This window comes from Saccharothrix texasensis (assembly GCF_003752005.1).
Lineage (GTDB): Bacteria > Actinomycetota > Actinomycetes > Mycobacteriales > Pseudonocardiaceae > Actinosynnema > Actinosynnema texasense.
In genome coordinates, this window is the sequence record NZ_RJKM01000001.1 from 8419883 (window position 1) to 8439874 (window position 19992).

Genomic DNA, 19992 nt, shown 5'->3' on the forward strand with positions numbered 1-19992 from the left:
GGGTGGCCCGGTCGTACCCGTCAACGATGACGAGGGGGCTCTTTCGATGCGAGGAACACCGTGGGGTCGACCGGGTGTCGTGCCCCGATCGGCTCATCCGCCGGAACGAGGTCAGGTGGCCGGTCACGCCCCTCTCGTCGCACCATCCATTGAGGACGGTGCGAATCGCGTCGCGCGGATGTCCGGCGGGCGATCGGCGAAGTCGTTGCTTTAGCCGATTATTAGCACCTAGCCTCCCCTTGGTTCGAATCGGTTCGGACCGCGCACCACCCGATTCGTTCGGAGTACCCATGGTTCAACGGCGAACTGTCCCGGTCGTGCCCGCCGCCCTGGCGATCGCGTGCGGAGTCGGTCCGCCGCGGCCATTCGGCGCCGGCCGGTCGACCGGCTGATCGCGCGCCGAACCGTCCCGCTCTCCATTCTTCCCGACTTCGACTGGGAGCGCTCCCGGGCAGGTCCGGGCACCAGTCGGGCAGGAAGAGCGAACGGTCGAGGGGATCGTGCCGGTGCAGGCGACGACCACCCCGCGACCGCGTTCCACCGGTGCGTCGCCGCCCCCGCGCACCGTCCGCGTCGAAGCCCCCTGTCAGCTGAGAACAAAGGGTGTGAGCCTGCCATGAGATACCGAGTCAGGGCGGCGATGACCGCCGCTCTCCTCGTGGCCGCCGGTGTGGTGGCGACGGTGATCGGCTCTTCGTCACCGGCCTCCGCGCACGCGGTCAACGCCGCCGACTTCCAGCAGGTCGAGCTGGCCCGAGGGGTCGCCGAAGTGGGCGAGCCGATGACGCTCGCCGTGTTGCCGGACCGCTCGGTGCTGCACACCGCCCGCAACGGGACGCTGCGCCGCACCACGGCCGCGGGTGTCACCAGCGTGATCGGCACGGTGCCGGTCTACACGCACGACGAAGAAGGCCTGCAGGGGATCGGGGTGGACCCGGGCTTCGCCACGAACCGGTTCATCTACCTGTTCTACGCGCCGCCGCTGTCCACCCCCAGTGGGGACGCGCCGGCCACCGGGTCGGACTTCTCGGCGTGGAAGGGGGTCAACCGGCTGGCCCGGTTCACCCTGAACGCCGACTACACGCTCAACATGGCCAGCCAGGTGACCGTGCTCGAGGTCGGGACCGACCGGGGCAACTGCTGCCACGTCGGCGGCGACATCGACTTCGACGCGGCGGGCAACCTGTACCTGTCCACCGGCGACGACTCCAACCCGTTCGACTCCGGCGGCTACGCCCCGATCGACGAGCGGACCAACCGCAACCCGGTCTACGACGCGCAGCGCAGCGCCGGCAACACGAACGACCTGCGCGGCAAGGTGCTGCGGATCAAGGTGAACGCCAACGGGTCGTACTCGATCCCGGCGGGCAACCTGTTCCCGGTCGGCACCGCCAACACCCGGCCCGAGATCTACGCCATGGGCCTGCGCAACCCGTTCCGCTTCAACGTCGACAAGCAGACCGGTGCGATCTACCTCGGCGAGTACGGGCCGGACGCGGGCACGAGCAGCAGCACGCGCGGCCCCGCCGGCCTGGTGGAGTTCAACCGGATCACCTCGGCGGGCAACTTCGGCTGGCCGTACTGCGTCGGCTCGAACACCACGGCGGAGGCGTACGTCGACTTCACGTTCCCGTCCGGGCCGTCCGGCAGCCGGTTCAACTGCGCCGCGCCGGTCAACAACTCGCCGCGCAACACCGGGCTGGGCACGCTGCCGGCCGCGCGCTCGGCGTGGATCAAGTACGACAACTGCTCCTTCGCCGCGTTCGGCTGCGGCTCGGAGTCCCCGATGGCGGCACCGGTGTACCGCTACGACGCGGCCAACCCGTCGTCGATCAAGTTCCCGGCCGCCCTGGACGGGCACGTCTTCGCCACCGAGTTCGGCCGGCGCTGGATCAAGACCATCGACGTCAACGCCGACGGCTCGGCCGGCCAGGTCAGCGACTTCCCGTGGCGCGGCACGCAGGTCATGGACGCGACCTTCGGTCCGGACGGCGCCCTGTACGTGCTGGACTACGGCACCGGCTGGGGCAGCGGCGACGCCAGCTCCGCGCTCTACCGCATCGAGTACAACCCGGCCGGGAACAAGGCGCCGACCGCGAGGGCCGCGGCCGACCGCGTCTCCGGCAGCGCGCCGCTGACGGTGAACTTCTCCTCGGCCGGCTCCTCGGACCCCGAGGGCGGCGCACTGGCCTACTCGTGGAACTTCGGCGACGGCACGACGTCCACGGCCGCCAACCCGAGCCACACCTACACGGCCAACGGCCAGTACTCGGTGACGCTCACGGTGACCGACGTAGGCGGCCGGTCCGGCGCCGCCAACGTGTCGATCTCGGTGGGCAACACCGCGCCGGTCGTCAAGCTGGACACCCCCGCGAACGGGTCGCTGTTCAGCTTCGGCGACACCGTGCCGTACACGATCACGGCGTCGGACGCGGAGGACGGCACGATCGACTGCGGCCGGGTGAAGCTGAGCTACCTGCTCGGCCACGACAGCCACGGCCACCCGATCACCACGCAGACCGGCTGCTCGGGCACGCTCCAGATCCCGGTGGACGGCGAGCACGACACGGCGGCGAACCTGTTCGCGGTGTTCGACGCCGAGTACACCGACTCCGGCGCGAACGGCCAGCCGCCGGTGACCACGCACACGCAGCACGTGCTGCAGCTGCGGCACCGCCAGGCCGAGCACTACTCGACGCAGTCCGGCACCGCGCTGTACGACAAGGCGGCCGCCGAGGGCGGCCGGACCGTCGGCGACATCCAGAACGGCGACTGGATCGCGTTCGAGCCGTACGCGCTCGGCGCGTCCACGAAGTTCACCGCGCGGGTGTCGTCCGCGGGCTCCGGCGGAACGCTGTCCGTGCGGACCGGTTCGCCGACCGGGACGGTGCTCGGCACCGTCACCGTGCCGGTGACCGGCGGGTGGGAGACCTTCACCGACGTGTCCACCACCCTGTCCAACGTGCCGAGCGGGACCGTGACGCTGTACCTGACGTTCGCGGGCGGCACGGGCACCTTGTTCGACGTGGACGCCTACACGTTCGGCGCGACGACGGGCGGCACCCGGACCGGGCCGATCGTCGGGGTCTCGGGCAAGTGCGTGGACGTCAACGGCAACAGCTCCGCCGACGGCACGAAGGTGCAGCTGTGGACGTGCAACAGCGGCACGAACCAGCGCTGGACGGTCAACGGGTCCACCCTGCGCGCGCTGGACAAGTGCATGGAGAGCGCCGGCACGTCCGACGGCAGCCTGGTCCGGCTGTGGACCTGCAACGGCGGCAGCGCCCAGAACTGGGCCGCCGGCGCCAACGGCTCGCTGGTCCACTCCCAGTCGGGCAAGTGCCTGGACGCCAACGGCGGCAGCTCCGCGGACGGCACCCAGTTGATCATCTGGAGCTGCCACGGCGGCACCAACCAGCGCTGGACCCTGCCCTGACCGACGCCGACCCGGCGAACCCGTCCGGGCGGAAGCCGCCCGGGTGAAATTGGCAAGGACCGCGACGTGGCGTCGTTCCCACCACCGGAGCGACGCCACGTCGCCCTCCTCCCAGGAGGCAAAGAGATGAGATCTTCCCTCGCCCGGCGCGTGATCGGTGTGGCCGCGGCCGCCCTGACCGCGGCCGCGCTCAACTCCGCTCCGCCGGCCGTGGCGGCCGACGCGCCCTACGACGTGCTGGTGTTCTCCAAGACCGCGGGCTTCCGCCACGACTCGATCCCGGCCGGCATCCAGCTGATCCGGGACCTCGGCGCGGCCAACAGCTTCACGGTGACCGCCACCGAGGACTCCAGCCAGTTCACCACCACCAACCTGGCCAAGTACGAGACGGTGGTGTTCCTCAACACCACCGGGGACGTGCTCAACGCGACGCAGCAGACCGCGTTCGAGTCCTACGTCCGGGGCGGCGGCGGGTACGTCGGCATCCACTCGGCGTCCGACACCGAGTACGACTGGTCGTTCTACGGCGAGCTGGTCGGCACGTACTTCACCTCGCACCCGGCGATCCAGCAGGCGACGGTCCGGGTGGAGAACCGGGCGCACCCGGCCACCGCGCACCTCGCGCCGGCGTGGACCCGGACCGACGAGTGGTACAACTTCCGCGGCAGCGTCCGGTCGACGGCCCGGGTCCTGGCGACCCTGGACGAGTCGAGCTACAGCGGCGGCTCGATGGGCGCCGACCACCCCCACACCTGGTGCAAGACCATCCAGGGCGGTCGCTCGTTCTACACCGGCAGCGGCCACACCCAGTCGAGCTACACCGAGGCCGGGTTCCGCGCCATGGTGCTCGGCGGCATCCGCTACACGGCCAACCGGGCCGACGCCGACTGCCGACCCGAGAACGGGTACACCACGCTGTACAACGGCTCCACGACCGGCTGGTCGCAGGCGGGCCCGGGCGGCTTCACCAACAGCGACAACACGCTGACCTCGTTCGACGGCCAAGGCCTGCTGTGGAACAGCGCGCGCGAGTACCGCTCCTACTCGCTCAAGCTGGACTGGCGGATGCCCGGCGACGACAACTCCGGCGTCTTCGTCGGCTTCCCGGCGAGCAGCGACCCGAACTCGGCGATGGCCAACGGCTACGAGGTGCAGATCGACGCCACCGACACCGCGGACCGGACCACCGGCGCCGTCTACGGGTTCAAGGGCGCCGACCTGACCGCCCGGGACGCCGCGCTCAACCCGCCCGGCGAGTGGAACACCTTCGAGCTGCTGGTCGAGGGCGAACGCCTCCAGGTGTTCCTCAACGGCACGCGGGTCAACGACTTCACCAACACCGACCCGGCCCGTTCCCTGACGTCCGGGCACATCGGCATCCAGAACCACGGCACGGGCGACGACGTGTCGTTCCGCAACATCCGGATCAAGGAGCTGGGTGGCGTGGTCACGCGCACCGGGCCGATCACTGGCGCTTCCGGCAAGTGCGTGGACGTCAACGGCGGCAGTTCCGCCGACGGCGCGAAGGTGCAGCTGTGGACGTGCAACAGCGGCGTCAACCAGCGCTGGACGGTCAACGGGTCCACGCTGCGCGCGCTGGACAAGTGCATGGAGGTGTCGGGCACGGCCAACGGCGCCGCGGTCCGGTTGTGGACCTGCAACGGCAGCGGTGGCCAGAACTGGACCACCGGCGCCAACGGCTCGCTGGTGAACCCGCAGTCGGGCAAGTGCCTGGACGCCAACGGCGGCAGCTCCGCGGACGGCACCCAGTTGATCGTCTGGAGCTGCCACGGCGGCACCAACCAGCGCTGGACCCTGCCTTGAACCGAAGGAGTGCTCGATGACAGCCAGCGGTGAGGCCCTCGCCTCCCCACAGACCCGACGCCGCCGGCCGGTGACCGCCGCGGCCGTGGCGGTGCTCCTCGCGGCCGGCACGGTGACCGCGGTGGCCGCGACGCCGGCCTCGGCCGCCACGGTCGACACCAGCGCGTGGTACGTGCTGGTGAACCGCAACAGCGGCAAGGCGTTGGACGTGTACGGCCTGGCCACCAACGACGGCGGGCGCATCGCCCAGTGGACCCGCAACGACGGGGCCAACCAGCAGTGGCAGTTCCTGGACTCCGGTGGCGGTTACTACCGGCTCAAGTCGCGGCACTCGGGCAAGGTGCTCGACGTGCCGAACTCGTCGACCGCCGACGGCGCCGCGATCCAGCAGTGGACCGACCACGGCGGCACCAACCAGCAGTTCCGGCTGGCCGACTCGGACGGCGGCAACGTCCGGTTGATCGCCCGGCACAGCAACAAGGCCGTCGAGGTCCAGGGCTCGTCCACGGCCGACGGCGCGAACGTCGTGCAGTACGGCGACACGGGCGGCAACAACCAGCAGTGGCAGTTGGCGAAGGTGTCGGGCGGCGGCGACCCGGGCGGCTCCGGCTGCGGCAAGGCGCCGACGCTGCGCAGCGGCGCGCAGACGATCCAGAGCAGCGGCAAGAGCCGCAGCTTCGTCCTGCGGGTGCCCGACGGCTACGACAACACCCGACCGTACCGGTTGATCTTCGGGTTCCACTGGAACGGCGGCACGATGAACGACGTGTCGGGCGGTGGGACGAGCGGGACGGCGTGGTCGTACTACGGGATGCAGGAGCAGTCGAACAACAGCGCGATCCTGGTGGCGCCGCAGGGCCTGGGCAACGGGTGGGCGAACTCCGGCGGCGAGGACGTGGTGTTCGTCGACGACATGGTCAAGCGGATCGAGGCGGACCTCTGCGTCGACCCGAAGCTGCGCTTCGCGATGGGGTTCAGCTACGGCGGCGGCATGAGCTACTCGCTGGCCTGCTCGCGGCCGACGGTGTTCCGCGCGGTGGTGGTCTACGCGGGTGGCCAGCTGAGCGGGTGCTCCGGTGGCACGCAGCCGGTCGCCTACTTCGGCATCCACGGCATCTCGGACAACGTGCTGAACATCTCGGCGGGCCGGTCGTTGCGCGACCGGTTCGTGGCGAACAACGGCTGTGCCGCGCAGAGCCCGCGCGAACCGGCCGCGGGCAGCCGCACGCACATCACGACGACGTACTCGTGCCGCGCCGGGTACCCGGTGCAGTGGGCCGCGTTCGACGGGGGCCACGGTCCCGGTCCGGTCGACGGCTGCTCGTGCGAGGACGGCGTCCGGACCTGGACCAAGGGTGAGGCCTGGAAGTTCATCTCCCAGTTCTGACCCCGGACCGGTCCACCGGCACGGCGGACGGGGCGCCTCGGCTTCCCGCTGCGCGACCAACCGGCCAGAGCGGCCGGCAGCGCAGCGGCGGAGCCGAGGCGCCTCGACGTGTCGACGAGGCCGACCGGACGGGCTCCCGCACCGCGGCGGTCCTCCTCCGGAAGTGGCCACAGACTGTCCACAGTGGAAGAAGGATGGGTCGCCGCTACCTCCCGGATGAAGCACATGCGCAGTGCTGCCAACGGTTTTGATTGACAGGTGCCCGACGGCGCTTCTACGGTTCGCTCCAGGCCGTGATCCGCCGAACAGCGGCGGACCGAATTCCCCGGAGAGCGCGGCCGTTCGGCGGGCAGGCGCGCCGCCGGGCTCCCCGGTTCTCCCGGGAGCGACCCGGCCGAGCCGACCGCGGCACCCAGTTCGGAGGGATGACCAATGGCGGATGAGTCCACCGGGCTCTGGCTGATCGGCGCGCGCGGCTCGGTCGCGACGACCGCGGTGAGCGGGTTGCTGGCCTTGCGCGCGGGCCTGACACCGGTGACCGGCTGCGTGACCGAGCGCCCCGAGCTGGCCGGCGTCACGCTGCCCGGGTGGTCGGACCTCGTCGTCGGCGGCCACGACATCGCGCACACACCCCTGGAGAAGCGGGCCGAGCTGCTCGCCGAGGGAGGCGTGCTGCCGCACCACCTGCTGGAGAGCGTCAGGCCCGGTCTGCGCGAGGTCGACGGCGAGATCCGGACGGCGGACTTCGACGGCGTCCAGGCCGAGGTCGCGCGGCGGCTGGCCGCCGACATCACCGAGTTCCGCGCACGGCGGCGGCTCGCGCGGGTCGTCGTGATCAACGTGTCCTCGACGGAAGCTCCCGTGCCGTCGTTGCCGGAGCACGCCGACCTGGCCGCGCTGGAACGGGCGATGGCCGATCCCGACCGGCGCGTGCTGCCACCGAGCTCGCTGTTCGCCTACGCCGCGCTCACCGCCGGCTGCCCGTTCGTCGAGTTCACGCCCTCGACCGGGATCGCCCTGCCCGCGTTGGACGAGCTGGCCCGGCGGGAAGGGCTGCCCTACGCCGGGCGGGACGGCAAGACCGGCGAGACCCTGCTGCGCACGGTGCTCGCCCCGATGTTCACCGCTCGGGCGCTGTCGGTCCGGTCGTGGGCGGGCACCAACCTGCTCGGCGGCGGTGACGGCGCGACGCTGGAGGACCCGGCGCACGCCGACAGCAAGCTGCGGTCCAAGGCGAACGGCCTCGCGGCGCTGCTCGGCGGCGACGTGACGGCGCCCCTGCACATCGACAACGTGCCGGACCTCGGCGAGACGAAGACCGCCTGGGACCACGTGTCGTTCGAGGGGTTCCTGGGCGCGCGGATGAGCCTCCAGCTCACCTGGACCGGCCTGGACTCGGCGCTGGCCGCGCCGCTGGTGCTCGACCTGGCCCGGCTGGTCGCCGCGGCCCACGCGGCGGGGGAGAGCGGCGCGCTGGGCGCGTTGGCGTTCTTCTTCAAGGACCCGCTGGGCAGCGACGAGCACCGCTTCGCCGAGCAGACCCGCGCGCTGCACGAGTGGGCGGGAGGCCTGGGATGAGGTCGTACCCGGAACTCGTGCGGGCGCCCGCGGCGTTGACGGCGCTCGGCGACACCCTCGTCGGGTCCGCCGCCCCGCTCCGGGGCAGGCGACTGCTGCTGCCGGCGGCGTCGGCCGCGCTGCACTGGGCGGGCATGGCGCTCAACGACTGGGCGGACCGCGACCTGGACGCCGCGGAACGGCCGGAGCGGCCCATCCCGTCGGGGCGGATCAGCCCGGACGCCGCCCTGGCCACCGCCGTCGGCCTGACCGCCGCCGGCATCGGGCTCGCGGCGGCGGCCGGGCGCAACGCGGTGCCGCTCGCGGTCGCCGTGTGGGCTTACGACGCGGTGTTGAAGAGCACCCCGGCCGGTCCGCTCGCGATGGCCGCGTGCCGGGGGCTCGACGTGCTGCTGGGCGGCCGGGCGCCGCTGCCCGCCGCCCTGGTGGCCCTGCACACGCTGGGCGTGACGGCGCTGTCGCGCGGCGAGGTGCACGGCACGTCGCCGGCCGTCGCCAAGGCGGTCGTCGGCGGGACGGCGATCACCGCCGCGGCCGCCTCGGTCGTCGGCGGCCGACCGGCTGCCGTCGCGGCGGCCGCGGCCTACGCCGTCTCCGTCGGCCGCGCGCAGTGGGCCGTGGTGGGCGACCCGTCCGCCGCACGCGTGCGCGCGGCGACCAAGGCGGGCATCCACGGCCTGGTGCTGCTGCAGTCCGCGCTCGCCCGGCACGGCGCGGCGATAGCGCTGGTCCTGCCCCTGGCCAGGGCGCTGAGCCGCAAGGTGGGCCCGACATGACGTTCGACCTCGGCTACGGCACCAACGGGTTCGCCAACCACCGCTTGGACGACGCGCTCGCGATCATCGCGGACCTCGGCTACACGGCGGTCGCGCTCACGCTCGACCACCACCACCTCGACCCGTACGCCGCCGACGTCGGCGCGCGGACCGAACGGCTCGCGACCCGCCTCTCGGCGCTGGGGCTGCGCGTCGTCGTGGAGACGGGGGCGCGGTACCTGCTCGACCCGCGGCGCAAGCACCACCCGACGCTGGTCAGCGAGAACCAGGAGGTCCGGGTCGACTTCCTGGTGCGCGCCAAGCGCATCGCGGCCGACCTCGGCGCGGACTGCGTGTCGTTCTGGTCGGGGGTCGGGTCCTCGGACAGCTGGGAGCACCTGAAGTCCGGCGTCGAGGCGGCGCTGGCGGGCGGACCGGCGGTGCCGCTCGCGCTGGAGCCCGAGCCCTGCATGGTGGTGGAGCGGCTGGACCAGGCGCTGCGGCTGCGCGAGGAGCTCGGCGACCCCGGCCTGCTGGGGATCACCGTGGACGTGGGGCACTGCGTGGCGGTGGAGTGGCAGGACGCGGCGGCGTGCCTCCAGCAGGCGGGCGGGCTGCTGATGAACGTGCAGCTGGACGACATGGTGCAGGGCGTGCACGAGCACCTCGAGTTCGGGGAGGGGCAGCTGGACCTGCCCGACACCCTCGGGGCGCTGACCGACCTCGGCTACACCGGCGTCGCGGCCGTGGAGCTGCCCCGGCACAGCCACGCCGCGCCGGTGGTGGCGGGGCGGGCGTTCGAGGCGCTGCGCGCCGCGAAGTGGCTGGCCGGGGCGGAGCAGTCGCTGCGGGCCGACCCCTCCTCGATCCGGACCTTCTTCCCCGTGGTGGGGCGGGCGGTGCCCTCCGGCGAGCGCGAGGCCCGGACGCGGCTGCTCGTCGCCTACGTCGAGCACGCGGGCGACCCGGCCGAAGGGCTCACCACGCTCTACCGGCAGGGCACCTCGGCCGAACGCCTCGGGGTGCTCAGGGGGCTCGCCCAGATCGGCGACCGGGTGCCGGACACGGGTGTGGAACTGGTGAAGGACGCCCTGCGCTGCAACGAGACGGGGCTCGTCGCGGCGGCCATGGGCGCGTTCGCCGCCCGCCACCTCGACCAGCACACGTGGCGGCACGGCGTGCTGAAGTGCCTGTTCACGGGCATCCCGCTGACCGTGGTGAGCGACCTCGACCGGCGGGCGGACGACGAGCTGCGGCGCATGGTGTCCGCGTTCGCCGACGAACGCCGCGCGGCCGGCCGGCCGGTGCCCGCCGATGCCCTCGACCTGCTCGGTGAGGCCGCCTGATGCGCATCTTCGACCCCCACGTCCACATGACCTCGCGCACCACCGACGACTACGAGGCCATGCACGCGGTCGGGGTGCGAGCGCTGGTGGAGCCGGCGTTCTGGCTGGGGCAGCCGCGCACGAACGTCGGCTCGTTCCTCGACTACTTCGACGGCCTGGTCGGGTGGGAGAGGTTCCGCGCGGCGCAGTTCGGCATCGCCCACCACTGCGCGATCGCGCTGAACCCCGAGGAGGCCAACGACCCGCGGTGCGTCGAAGTGCTCGACCACCTCCCGCGCTACCTGGTCAAGGACGGGGTCGTCGCGGTCGGGGAGGTCGGGTACGACTCGATGACCCCCGAGGAGGACGCCGCGTTCGCCCGCCAACTGGAACGGGCCGTCGTGCACGAACTCCCGGTGCTCGTGCACACCCCGCACCGGGACATGCCGGCCGGCACCCGGCGGACCCTGGACGTGGTGCGGGAGTCGGGCATCCCGCCGGAACGGGTGCTGGTCGACCACCTCAACGAGACGACCGTGCGCCTGGTCGCGGACTCGGGGTGCTGGATGGGGTTCTCCATCTACCCGGACACCAAGATGGACGAGGCGCGGATGGTGGCGCTGCTCGCCGAGCACGGCACCGACCGGGTGCTGGTGAACTCCGCCGCCGACTGGGGGCGCTCGGACCCGCTGAAGACCCGGTCGACCGGTCTCGCGATGCTCGGAGCCGGGTTCGACGAGACCGAGGTCGACACCGTGCTGTGGCGCAACCCGGTTCGGTTCTACGGCCGGAGCGGCCGGCTCCTGCTCGACCCGGCCACCGCCGGCGCGACCGACACCGCCACCGGGAACTCGGTCGTCAGGGGCGAGCGGTGATCGCGCGCCGCGCGACCGCCCACCCGGCCGACGGCCCGACCGACGGGTCCGCCGCCGAACCGCGGTGGGCCCGCGAACACCTCCGGACGGGAGTACCGGCGTGAAACCACTGGTGGTCGTGGACGTGGTCGGCATGACGCCGGCGTTGCTCGAACACATGCCCAACCTGACCGGCCTGGGTTGGCGGGCCGAGCTGGGCACGGTGCTGCCCGCCGTCACGTGCAGCGCCCAGGCGACCCTGCTCACCGGCCTGACCCCCGCCCGGCACGGCATCGTGGGCAACGGGTGGTACTTCCGCGACCTCGGCGAGATCCACCTGTGGCGCCAGCACAACCGGCTGGTCGGCGGCGAGAAGCTGTGGGAGACCGCGCGGCGGGTCCACCCGGGCTACACGGCGGCCAACATCTGCTGGTGGTACGCGATGGGCGCGTCCACGGACATCACCGTGACCCCGAGGCCGATCTACCACGCCGACGGCCGCAAGTCGCCCGACGCCTACGTCCGCCCGCCCGAGCTGCACGACCGGCTCACCGGTGCCCTGGGTGACTTCCCGCTGTTCCAGTACTGGGGCCCCACCGCCTCCCTGGCCTCCAGCGAGTGGATCGTCGGCGCGGCCCTGAAGGTCCTGGCCGACCACCGGCCCGACCTGCTGCTGGTCTACGTGCCGCACCTGGACTACGACCTGCAGCGGTTCGGTCCCACGTCACCGCAGGCGGTCAAGGCCGCGGCCGACGTGGACCGGGCGCTCAAGCCGCTCCTGGACGCCGACGCGACGATCGTGGCGCTGTCGGAGTACGGCATCACCGACGCGCGCAGGCCGGTCGACGTCAACCGGGCGCTGTGGGCGGCGGGGCTGCTGGAGGTCTACGCGCAGGCGGGCATGGAGTACCTGGACCCGTGGACGTCCCGCGCGTTCGCGGTGGCCGACCACCAGGTCGCGCACGTCTACGTCGCCGATCCCGCCGACCTGGCCAGGACCCGCGCGGTGCTCCGCGAACTGCCCGGCGTCGACGTCGTGCTCGACCGGGAGGGGCAGGCGAAGGCGGATCTCGACCACGAGCGCTCCGGCGAGCTGATCGCGGTCGCCGAGCCGGACGCCTGGTTCACCTACTACTACTGGACCGACGACAGCCGCGCCCCCGACTTCGCGCGCGGAGTGGACATCCACCGCAAACCCGGCTACGACCCCGCCGAGCTGTTCTTCGACCCGGCCGACCCGCTGGCCAAGGTCAAGGCGGGGGTGAACCTGGCGCGCAAGAAGATCGGCCTGCGCTACGCGATGAACGTGGTGCCACTGGACCCGTCGTGCGTGCGCGGCACCCACGGCAGGCTCCCGGACACCGCCGCCGACGGCCCGGTGCTGCTGTGCTCCGACCCGACCGTGCCGCGGTCGGTCGAGCGGGACGGTCGGATGGCCGCCACCGACGTCCGCGACTTCCTGCTGGCACTGCAGGGAATCAGCGCACCGCCCGCCCGGGGCTGAGAGGACGTCCGGGCGTCATCGCTCCCGGGTTCACCGAGGTGGCGCGACGGAGTCCCGGTGGCGCACCGGCATCGGCACGCGGTGGGTGCCGCCCCGGCGCGCGCGGTCCGCTTCCGGGCGGTCGGCGTCGGCGAAGAGGAGGTCGACGGCCGTCGCGCCGAGGTCGTGGTGCGGCAGGGCGACGGTGGTGAGGCCGGGACGCAGCCACGAGGCGACGGGGTGGTCGTCGAAGGAGACGACGGAGACGTCGTCGGGCACGGTGAGGCCCGCGTCCTGCAACGCCTGGTAGGCGCCGAGCGCGAGCCGGTCGTCCAGGCAGATCAGCGCACGGGGGCGGGCCTCGTCCAGCAGGGCCCGGGTCGCCTCGAAGCCGTACTTCGGCAGCCACCAGCGGCAGGCGCGCCCGCTCTCCACCTCGACGCCCACCTCGCCCAGCTCCCGGCGGATGCCGGTGAGCCGGTCGAAAGCGGCGGTCCGGCCCGGTGGCACGTCGTCCCCGGACGAGCCGACGCCGATGAGGTGGATGCCCTCGCGGTGCCCGGCGTCGAGGAGCACGCGCGCGGCGGCGCGGCCCGCCTGCACCTCGTCGGGCAGCACCGAGACCAGCCGTGACGGCTCCCGGGGCAGCACGTTGAGCAGCACCGCCGGGCCGGTGGCGAGCTCGGCCGGGATGCTGATGGTCCTGGTGTGCACGGCGGCGAGGATGATGCCGTCGACCTGGTAGTCGTGCATCGTCTCGATCAGCGTGCGCTGGAAGCCGGCGTCGCCCTCGGTCTCGCCGAACAGCAGCGTGACGCCGTGCCTGCGGGCCGCCCCGAGCGCGCCCTTGATCATGTGGCCCGCGAGCCGGGAACTGGCCACGGAGTCGGACACGAACGCGATCGTCTGCGTCCGCGGCCCGCGTTGCCCCATCGAGACCCGGTCGCGGCGGTACTCCAGCTCCGTCGCCGCCTCGCGGACCCGGCGCTGCATCTCCTCGGAGATCCGCAGGTCGCGCCCGCGCCCCGATAACACCAGCGACACGGTGGTCTGGGAGACGCCGACGACCTTGGCCACGTCGGCGAGGGTCACCCGTCGTGCGCCCAACGTGGACCTCCCGTTCTCCGAATCCGGTCGTCGGCGCGCCGCGATCGGTGCGTGCACGACACAAGGGGGTCGTTCGACATCGAGGAACACCGGAATCGCCGGACGGCCCGCCCGCGCGTCAGCCGGGGCCGCCGGTCCGGTGCGCGCAGGGTGCGCGACCGTTCGGCCGTGGTGGCATGAGCCGCTCCACTACGTCGTGGTGCTCGGGGCCGGAGTCCGCGGGCCGGATCTCCTGTCGATGAGTCAGACTCATCGGGCCGTGTCCTAGCTACTCATGACAGCCTGTGCATGCCTGTGTCGTCAAGGGAATCGCCCTGCCTATTTCCCGTCACGGCAGCGTGCGGGCGACCATCCGGTCCGTTGTGCCCCGAAGTCCGCAGTGAATGATCAGGTAAGTACTACTCATCATTCCCAGGAGGCCCGTAGATCGGTATGCTGACCGAAGTCGTCGGCCGCGAGCCGACGACGCTCAGCGGAGTGGCTGCGCGGAGGGGGTGATGTCGTCGAGTGACCACCTAGCGCTCCAGGCGGCTCGGGTCCCCGTTGTCGGTGCGGCGCACCAACCACGCTTCGGTGATGTGGGTGAACATGGCGTCGGCCGCCCCGGCCGGGTCGTGGGCCGCGATCCGCTCGTAGACCCGGCGGTGCCCCTGGTTGGACGCCACGCACAACGCCCGTTCGCTGCGGCCCATGTAGCGGGCGGTGTTGATGACCTGGCTCTCCAGTGAGCGCACGACGCCACGGGCGATCCGGTTGCCCGACGCCTGCATGATCGTGTCGTGGAAGGCGCGGTCCTGCTCGCGGTAGGCCTCGGGGTCGTCGACGAGCAGGTCCATCCGGTCCACGAGCGCGCGTAGCCGGTCGACCGTGTCCTGGTCGGCGGTGCGCGCGGTCACCTGGGCCATGTCCGATTCGAGGAGGCGCCGGGTGACCACGAGGTCGTCGAGCACGGCCAGCGTCTCGTCCTCGGCGATGGTGGCCGAGAGGACGAGCTCGTCCAGCATGTTCCACGTCGTCGGCTGCGTGACCATGGTGCCGGCGCCTTGGCGCACCTGGACCAGGCCCTTCTCCTGGAGGATCTTCACCGCCTCGCGGATGACGGTCCGGCTGACCGAGAAGGTCTCGCCGAGCGCGGGCTCGGGCGGCAAGGACGTGCCGGGCGGGTGGATGCCGCGGACGATGCGCCCCACGAGCTCCGCGGTGACCGCCTTGGCCAGGTTGGTCGGTCGACGCGCCCACTCGGGAGGTGCGGGGGAGTCGTCGGTCGGTCGGCGGCCCGCTGCGGTCATCTTTCCTCCGGTTGTGCCACGCGCCCCGCGGTTCCAGGGCTGCTCCGAGTATACGTAGGACCGTTGACGTCAGACGTCATACGAGTTAGGTTTGTGCACCAATCGCGCCGAGCGCGTCGACGCCCGGCCGCCGTCTGGGAAGTGAGCAGCAATGAAGCAGCGCGCACTGTGGTCGGCTGCCGTGGTCCTCGGGTTGGCCCTGGCAACGGGCTGCGGGAGTGCCACGGCTCCGGGTTCCTCCGGCAGCTCCGGTGACAAGCTCGTGGTCTGGGACTGGAAGTCCGGCGACGCGAACGTGGCCGCCTACCTCGACCAGGCGAAGGCCGACTTCGCGAAGAGCCACCCGGACGTCGCCGTCGAGTTCGTGGCGCAGCCGTTCGACCAGTACTACACGTTGCTCGGGGCGGCGATCCAGGCTGGCAAGGGCCCGGACGTCATGCTCTTCAACGGCGGCGGCCAGCTCCGCGACCGGGTCGACGCGCTCGTGCCGCTGGACGAGTACGTGGCCCAGGACAAGGAGCGGCTGGCCGGCTGGGAGGCGTTCACCCGCGACGGGAAGACCTACGCCTCGCCGGTGACGCTGCAGGGCCACCCGCTCTACTACAACAAGGCCCTGTACGAGCAGGCGGGGCTGGACCCCGAGGCGCCCGCCGGGAAGTGGGACGACTTCGTCGAGGACTGCGGCGTCATCACCGGCAAGACCGGCGCCAAGTGCTTCGGCGTGGGCAACAAGGAAGGCATCGGCATCCAGTTCTTCCTGTCCAGCATCGGTTCGGCGGTGCTCACGCCGCAGGAGTACGACGACTGGATCGCCGGGAAGCGGGACTGGGCCTCGCCGGACGTGAAGCGCGTCTTCGAGCTCTGGAAGCAGGTCAACGACAACGGCCTGAACAACGACGGGATCAACTCCACCGCGATGTTCAACGACGCGTTCGCGGTGTTCCAGTCGGCCAAGGCCGCGCACATCATCGGCCTGATGTCGGACATCGGGCACTGGAAGGACTTCGCCGAGTTCCTCGACCCGGGCGACGTGGGCGTCATGGCGCCGCCGGTGGTCAACCCCGCGGCGACGCCGGGCCTGCCCTTCGACGGCGGCATCGGCTACGCGGTCGCCAAGTGGACCAAGGACCCGAAGACGGCCGCCGACCTGGTCCGGTCGCTGACGTCGGCCGGGGCGCTGAAGGCCTTCTACGCGGACGCGGGCGCGATCGCGTCCGACACCACCATCGACGTCTCCGCCGCCGGCCCGGCCGTCACCGCGATCGTCGCGGGGATCAAGACCGGCAAGCCGGCCCTGCACGTCGCCCTGTCCAGCAAGACGATCGACCTGATGGGCCGCCTCTCGCAGCAGCTGCTCAGCGGCTCGATCACGGTGGACGAGGCCGTCGCGCAGCTGGCCGACTCCGACAAGGCGAGCTGATCCGTGCCGTCCGGGGGTTCTCCGTCCTCGGTGCGCCCGGCCGTCGTGGGGCCGGGCGCGGAGGAGGCGGTCGCCGAAGCGCCGGCCCGGCGACCGGCGCGGTCGTCCCCGCGGCGATCCCGTCGCGGGTCGCGGGCCGAGCGCCTGGCGCCGTTCGTCCTGGTGGCGCCCGCCGTGCTGATCATCGTGGCGCTGCGCCTGTGGCCGCTGGCGCTCGGGGTGAACTTCTCCTTCACCGGTGACGGCGACCGCAACGGCACCTCGGTCGGCCTGGACAACTACCTGACCCTGTTCGGCGACCCGCTGTTCCGGACCGCGCTGCGCAACGTCGGCCTGCTCGTGCTGCTGCTCCCCGTGGCCGTGGCGATCCCCGGGCTGCTCGCCACGTTCATCTACCTCCGCGTGCCCGGCCACCGGATCTACCGCGGCGTCTACTTCTTCCCGGCCGTGCTCTCCCCGGTGATCGTCGGGGCGATCTTCAACCTGCTGCTCGCCTACGACGGCCCGGTCAACGCGGTCCTGGGCGTGGTGGGGCTCGGGCCGGTGGACTGGCTGGGCGACCCGGACGTGGCGATCTTCGCCGTGGTCGGGGTGCACGTCTGGGCGACGTTCGGCATGGCGCTGGTCGTCTTCCTGGCCGGGTTCTCCACCCTGGACCGCTCGCTGCTGGACGCCGCCCGGGTGGACGGCGCGTCCCTGCCGCAGACCGTCTGGCACGTGATCGTCCCGGGCCTCACGCGCACGATCCAGTTCGTCTTCGTCACCACGATGATCGGCATGCTGACGTCGATGTTCGGCCTGCTGTACGTGATGACCAACGGCGGTCCGGAGGCGTCGACCTACCTGCCCGAGTACTACATCTGGGTCCAACAGGGGCAGTTCAACCAGCCCGCGCTCGCGTCCGCGGCGTCGACGGCGCTGTTCCTGATCATGCTCGTCGTGGGGCTGGCCCAGGTCGCCGTCCTGCGTCGCGCGGGCAGGGAGGGCTGATGGCCGGCCGACGGGTGTCGAAGTGGGTCGTCGCGGTGCCGATGGCGCTGCTCGCGCTGGCGACGGTCTACCCGTTGGTGTTCACCGCGAACGTCGCGGTGAAGACCCGGCGCGAGTACGTGCTCGACCGGTTCTCGCCGGCGGACGCACTGCGGTGGGACAACATCGCCGCGGCGTGGACCAGCGTCGGCATGTCCCGCTACTTCCTCAACTCGGCGCTGGTGGTGACGTGCTCGGTCGCGTTGCTGCTGCTGTTCGGGTCGATGGCCGGGTTCGCGCTCGCCCGGTTGCGGTTCCGAGGCTCTTCGGTGCTCTTCCTGGGTTGCCTCGCCGCGTTGTTCATCCCCTTCCAGGTGATCATGATCCCGCTCACCAGGGTGATGGCCGACGCGGGTCTCGTCGACGCGTACCCGGGGCTCGTCCTCGCGTACGTGGCGCAGTTCCTCCCGTTCACGGTCTTCCTGATGACCAGCTACTACTCGACGGTGCCCGCGGAGATCGTGGACGCCGCGCGGATCGACGGGAACACGGTGTACGGCGTGTTCTGGCGGATCATGCTGCCGCTGGGCAGGCCGGCACTGCTGTCGGTCGGTGTGCTCAACGCACTGTTCTGCTGGAACGACGTGCTCATCTCCTTGCTCATGATGCCGTCGGCAGACCATCGCACGCTCATGGTCGGGGTCACCTCGTTGCGGGGGCAGTACTCGGATGACATTCCCGTGTTCGCCTCCGGCGTGTTGATCGCCGCGGTGCCCGTCCTCGTCGTCTACCTGTTCCTGCAGCGCCAGATCGCCGACGGCGTCACCGCAGGGGCCACGAAGGGCTGACATGCGCATCACTGGTTACCGGACCCTCACCACCGTCCAGGACTGGGGCCGCCCGATCGGCGACGCCAACGGCGTCTTCGCCGACGGCGTCGTCCGGGTGCCGATCGTCCTCGTCGAGACGGACGTGGGCATCACCGGCGTCGGGCTCGGCTCCCACGTGGAGATCGACTCGATCTTCGCCGCTCTGGAGGGCGAGGACCCGCGCGGCGTCACCGCCCTCTACGACCGGATGCTGCGCCAGACGTTCAAGGCCGGTCACGCGGGCGCGGTCTTCGGCACCATCGGTGCCCTCGACACCGCGTTGTGGGACATCAAGGCGCAGGCCGCGGGCGAACCGCTGTGGCGGCTGCTCGGCGGGCGCGACCGCCGCGTGCCCGCGTACGCCTCCGGGGTGGACATCGGGCTGGGGGACGACGAGCTCGTGGCGCTGTACGAGAACTACGCCGCCCACGGCCTGCGGGTGGCGAAGCTCAAGGGAGGCCTCGACGTCGACCGGGACCGGGACCGCCTCATCCTGGTGCGCGACGTGCTCACCGCCGCCGGCGGGGGCACCCGGCCGGGGTTGATGCTCGACGTCAACGAAGCCCTGACCCGCAAGCAGGCGGTGCGCCACGTCAGCGAGCTCGAGCGCACGCTCGACCTGATCTGGATCGAGGAGCCGGTCCGGCGGTGGGACGCGGAGGGCCACGCGGTCGTCGGCCGCGGCGTCCGCGCGTCGGTCGCCAGCGGCGAGAACCTGACCGGCATCGAGCAGTACCGACCGCTGATCTCGACGGGGGCGATCGACGTCGTCCAGGCGGCGGCGGGCTGGGGCATCACCCACTTCCTGCGGGTCTCGGTGCTCGCCCACGCCCACGACCTGCCCGTCAGCCCCATCGGCAACACGCCGGTCGGGCTGCTGCACGCCGCCACGTCCGTGCCGAACCACCTGGTCAGCGAGTTGCAGGACCTGCAACCGCCCTCGGGGATCTCGATCGACCTGCACGTCGAGGACGGCGCCTTCGTGCTGGGCGACAGCCCGGGGCTGGGCATCCGCGTCGACGAGGAGGCGATCGGCGCGTCCCGCCGCCGGCTCGCCGTCCCGGTGACCGAGGGTCCGCACGTCCGGCCGGAACGCGCCGGGCAGCGCCTGCTGGCCGTGGTCCAGGGCGTCGGCACGCCACCGGAGCCGCTGCACCCCCTGCACTCCTGATCGTCCGGCCCGACAACGATGTCGAGCCGGCCGCACCTCCCCTCTAGGAGTCCGATGTGGACCGCTTGCAACGCTATGGGATGGTCACCCGGCTGCGACCGGAGCGGCGCGACGACTACCTCCGGCTGCACGCCGCGGTCTGGCCGTCCGTCGAGCGGATGCTGATCGAGGCCAACATCCGCAACTTCACCATCTTCCTGCACGGCGACCTGCTCTTCGGCTACTACGAGTACACCGGCGAGGACCACGACGCCGACCAGGCGCGGATCGCGGCCGATCCGGAGTCGCAGCGCTGGTGGGCCTTGACCGACCCGTGCCAGGAGTCGCCGACCGCCCCGGAGTCCCCGGTCCGCTGGGAGCCGATGCGCGAGGTGTGGCACCTGACCCCCGACGCCGCCGTGCCGCCGCCGGGCGCCGAGCCACCGCTGTCCCGCTAGCCACCGCTGCCCCTCCCGCGCCGCTCCCGCCCGGCGCCGCTCCGACCCGCCGCTTCTTCCGTCCGGCGCCGCTCGACGCGAGGCGTCC

At 71.9% G+C, this 19992-nt stretch carries 14 protein-coding genes and 1 pseudogene; 13 read left to right on the plus strand and 2 right to left on the minus strand.

What is annotated here, in order from left to right; translation table 11 throughout:
* The first annotated feature begins 616 nt into the window (after positions 1–616).
* From EDD40_RS37790 to EDD40_RS37825, 8 genes and pseudogenes are all read left to right on the plus strand, one after another.
* Positions 617–3436, plus strand: a complete 2820-nt coding sequence (locus tag EDD40_RS37790; RefSeq protein ID WP_123747124.1) for a PQQ-dependent sugar dehydrogenase — start codon at positions 617–619, stop codon at positions 3434–3436.
* 126 nt (positions 3437–3562) lie between these two features.
* Positions 3563–5260, plus strand: coding sequence for a ThuA domain-containing protein (locus tag EDD40_RS37795; protein WP_123747125.1), 1698 nt, complete (start codon positions 3563–3565; stop codon positions 5258–5260).
* A 172-nt stretch (positions 5261–5432) separates the two neighbouring features.
* Positions 5433–6644 (plus strand): annotated as a pseudogene (locus EDD40_RS44100) (RICIN domain-containing protein); the annotation flags it as partial.
* 435 nt (positions 6645–7079) lie between these two features.
* Positions 7080–8225 (plus strand): inositol-3-phosphate synthase, encoded by a 1146-nt coding sequence (locus EDD40_RS37805; RefSeq protein ID WP_123747127.1) that lies wholly within the window; start codon positions 7080–7082, stop codon positions 8223–8225.
* Positions 8222–9001: an SCO3242 family prenyltransferase gene (locus EDD40_RS37810; RefSeq protein WP_123747128.1), complete on the plus strand. Its 780-nt coding sequence runs from the start codon at positions 8222–8224 to the stop codon at positions 8999–9001. Before EDD40_RS37805 ends, EDD40_RS37810 begins: the two co-directional genes overlap by 4 nt.
* Entirely contained in the window at positions 8998–10326 is a 1329-nt protein-coding gene (locus EDD40_RS37815; protein ID WP_123747129.1) for an EboA domain-containing protein, read from the plus strand. Before EDD40_RS37810 ends, EDD40_RS37815 begins: the two co-directional genes overlap by 4 nt.
* Entirely contained in the window at positions 10326–11180 is an 855-nt protein-coding gene (locus EDD40_RS37820; RefSeq protein ID WP_123747130.1) for a TatD family hydrolase, read from the plus strand. Before EDD40_RS37815 ends, EDD40_RS37820 begins: the two co-directional genes overlap by 1 nt.
* Before the next feature lie 100 nt (positions 11181–11280).
* Positions 11281–12663, plus strand: a complete 1383-nt coding sequence (locus tag EDD40_RS37825) for an alkaline phosphatase family protein (RefSeq protein WP_123747131.1) — start codon at positions 11281–11283, stop codon at positions 12661–12663.
* A 30-nt stretch (positions 12664–12693) separates the two neighbouring features.
* On the opposite strand, the gene EDD40_RS37830 is transcribed toward EDD40_RS37825, so the two are convergent.
* Together EDD40_RS37830 and EDD40_RS37835 are read right to left on the minus strand one after the other, a co-directional pair.
* A complete protein-coding gene (locus EDD40_RS37830; RefSeq protein WP_123747132.1) occupies positions 12694–13749 on the minus strand; it encodes a LacI family DNA-binding transcriptional regulator in 1056 nt (351 codons plus the stop codon).
* 515 nt (positions 13750–14264) lie between these two features.
* Complete coding sequence (locus EDD40_RS37835; RefSeq protein ID WP_123747133.1) at positions 14265–15038, minus strand: FadR/GntR family transcriptional regulator; 774 nt, start codon at positions 15036–15038, stop codon at positions 14265–14267.
* Between the two features lie 151 nt (positions 15039–15189).
* On the opposite strand from EDD40_RS37835, the gene EDD40_RS37840 reads away from it, so the two are divergent.
* Genes EDD40_RS37840 through EDD40_RS37860 form a run of 5 tightly spaced genes read left to right on the plus strand, consistent with a single transcriptional unit; the run spans position 15190 to position 19904 of the window.
* Positions 15190–16458, plus strand: coding sequence for an ABC transporter substrate-binding protein (locus EDD40_RS37840; RefSeq protein ID WP_123747134.1), 1269 nt, complete (start codon positions 15190–15192; stop codon positions 16456–16458).
* 30 nt (positions 16459–16488) lie between these two features.
* On the plus strand, positions 16489–17448 hold the full coding sequence (locus EDD40_RS37845; RefSeq protein ID WP_246038186.1) for a carbohydrate ABC transporter permease: 960 nt from the start codon (positions 16489–16491) through the stop codon (positions 17446–17448).
* A complete protein-coding gene (locus tag EDD40_RS37850; RefSeq protein WP_123747135.1) occupies positions 17448–18275 on the plus strand; it encodes a carbohydrate ABC transporter permease in 828 nt (275 codons plus the stop codon). Before EDD40_RS37845 ends, EDD40_RS37850 begins: the two co-directional genes overlap by 1 nt.
* Before the next feature lies 1 nt (position 18276).
* A complete protein-coding gene (locus tag EDD40_RS37855) occupies positions 18277–19467 on the plus strand; it encodes a mandelate racemase/muconate lactonizing enzyme family protein (RefSeq protein ID WP_123747136.1) in 1191 nt (396 codons plus the stop codon).
* A gap of 56 nt (positions 19468–19523) precedes the next feature.
* A complete protein-coding gene (locus EDD40_RS37860; protein ID WP_236594282.1) occupies positions 19524–19904 on the plus strand; it encodes an L-rhamnose mutarotase in 381 nt (126 codons plus the stop codon).
* Positions 19905–19992 lie beyond the last annotated feature (88 nt).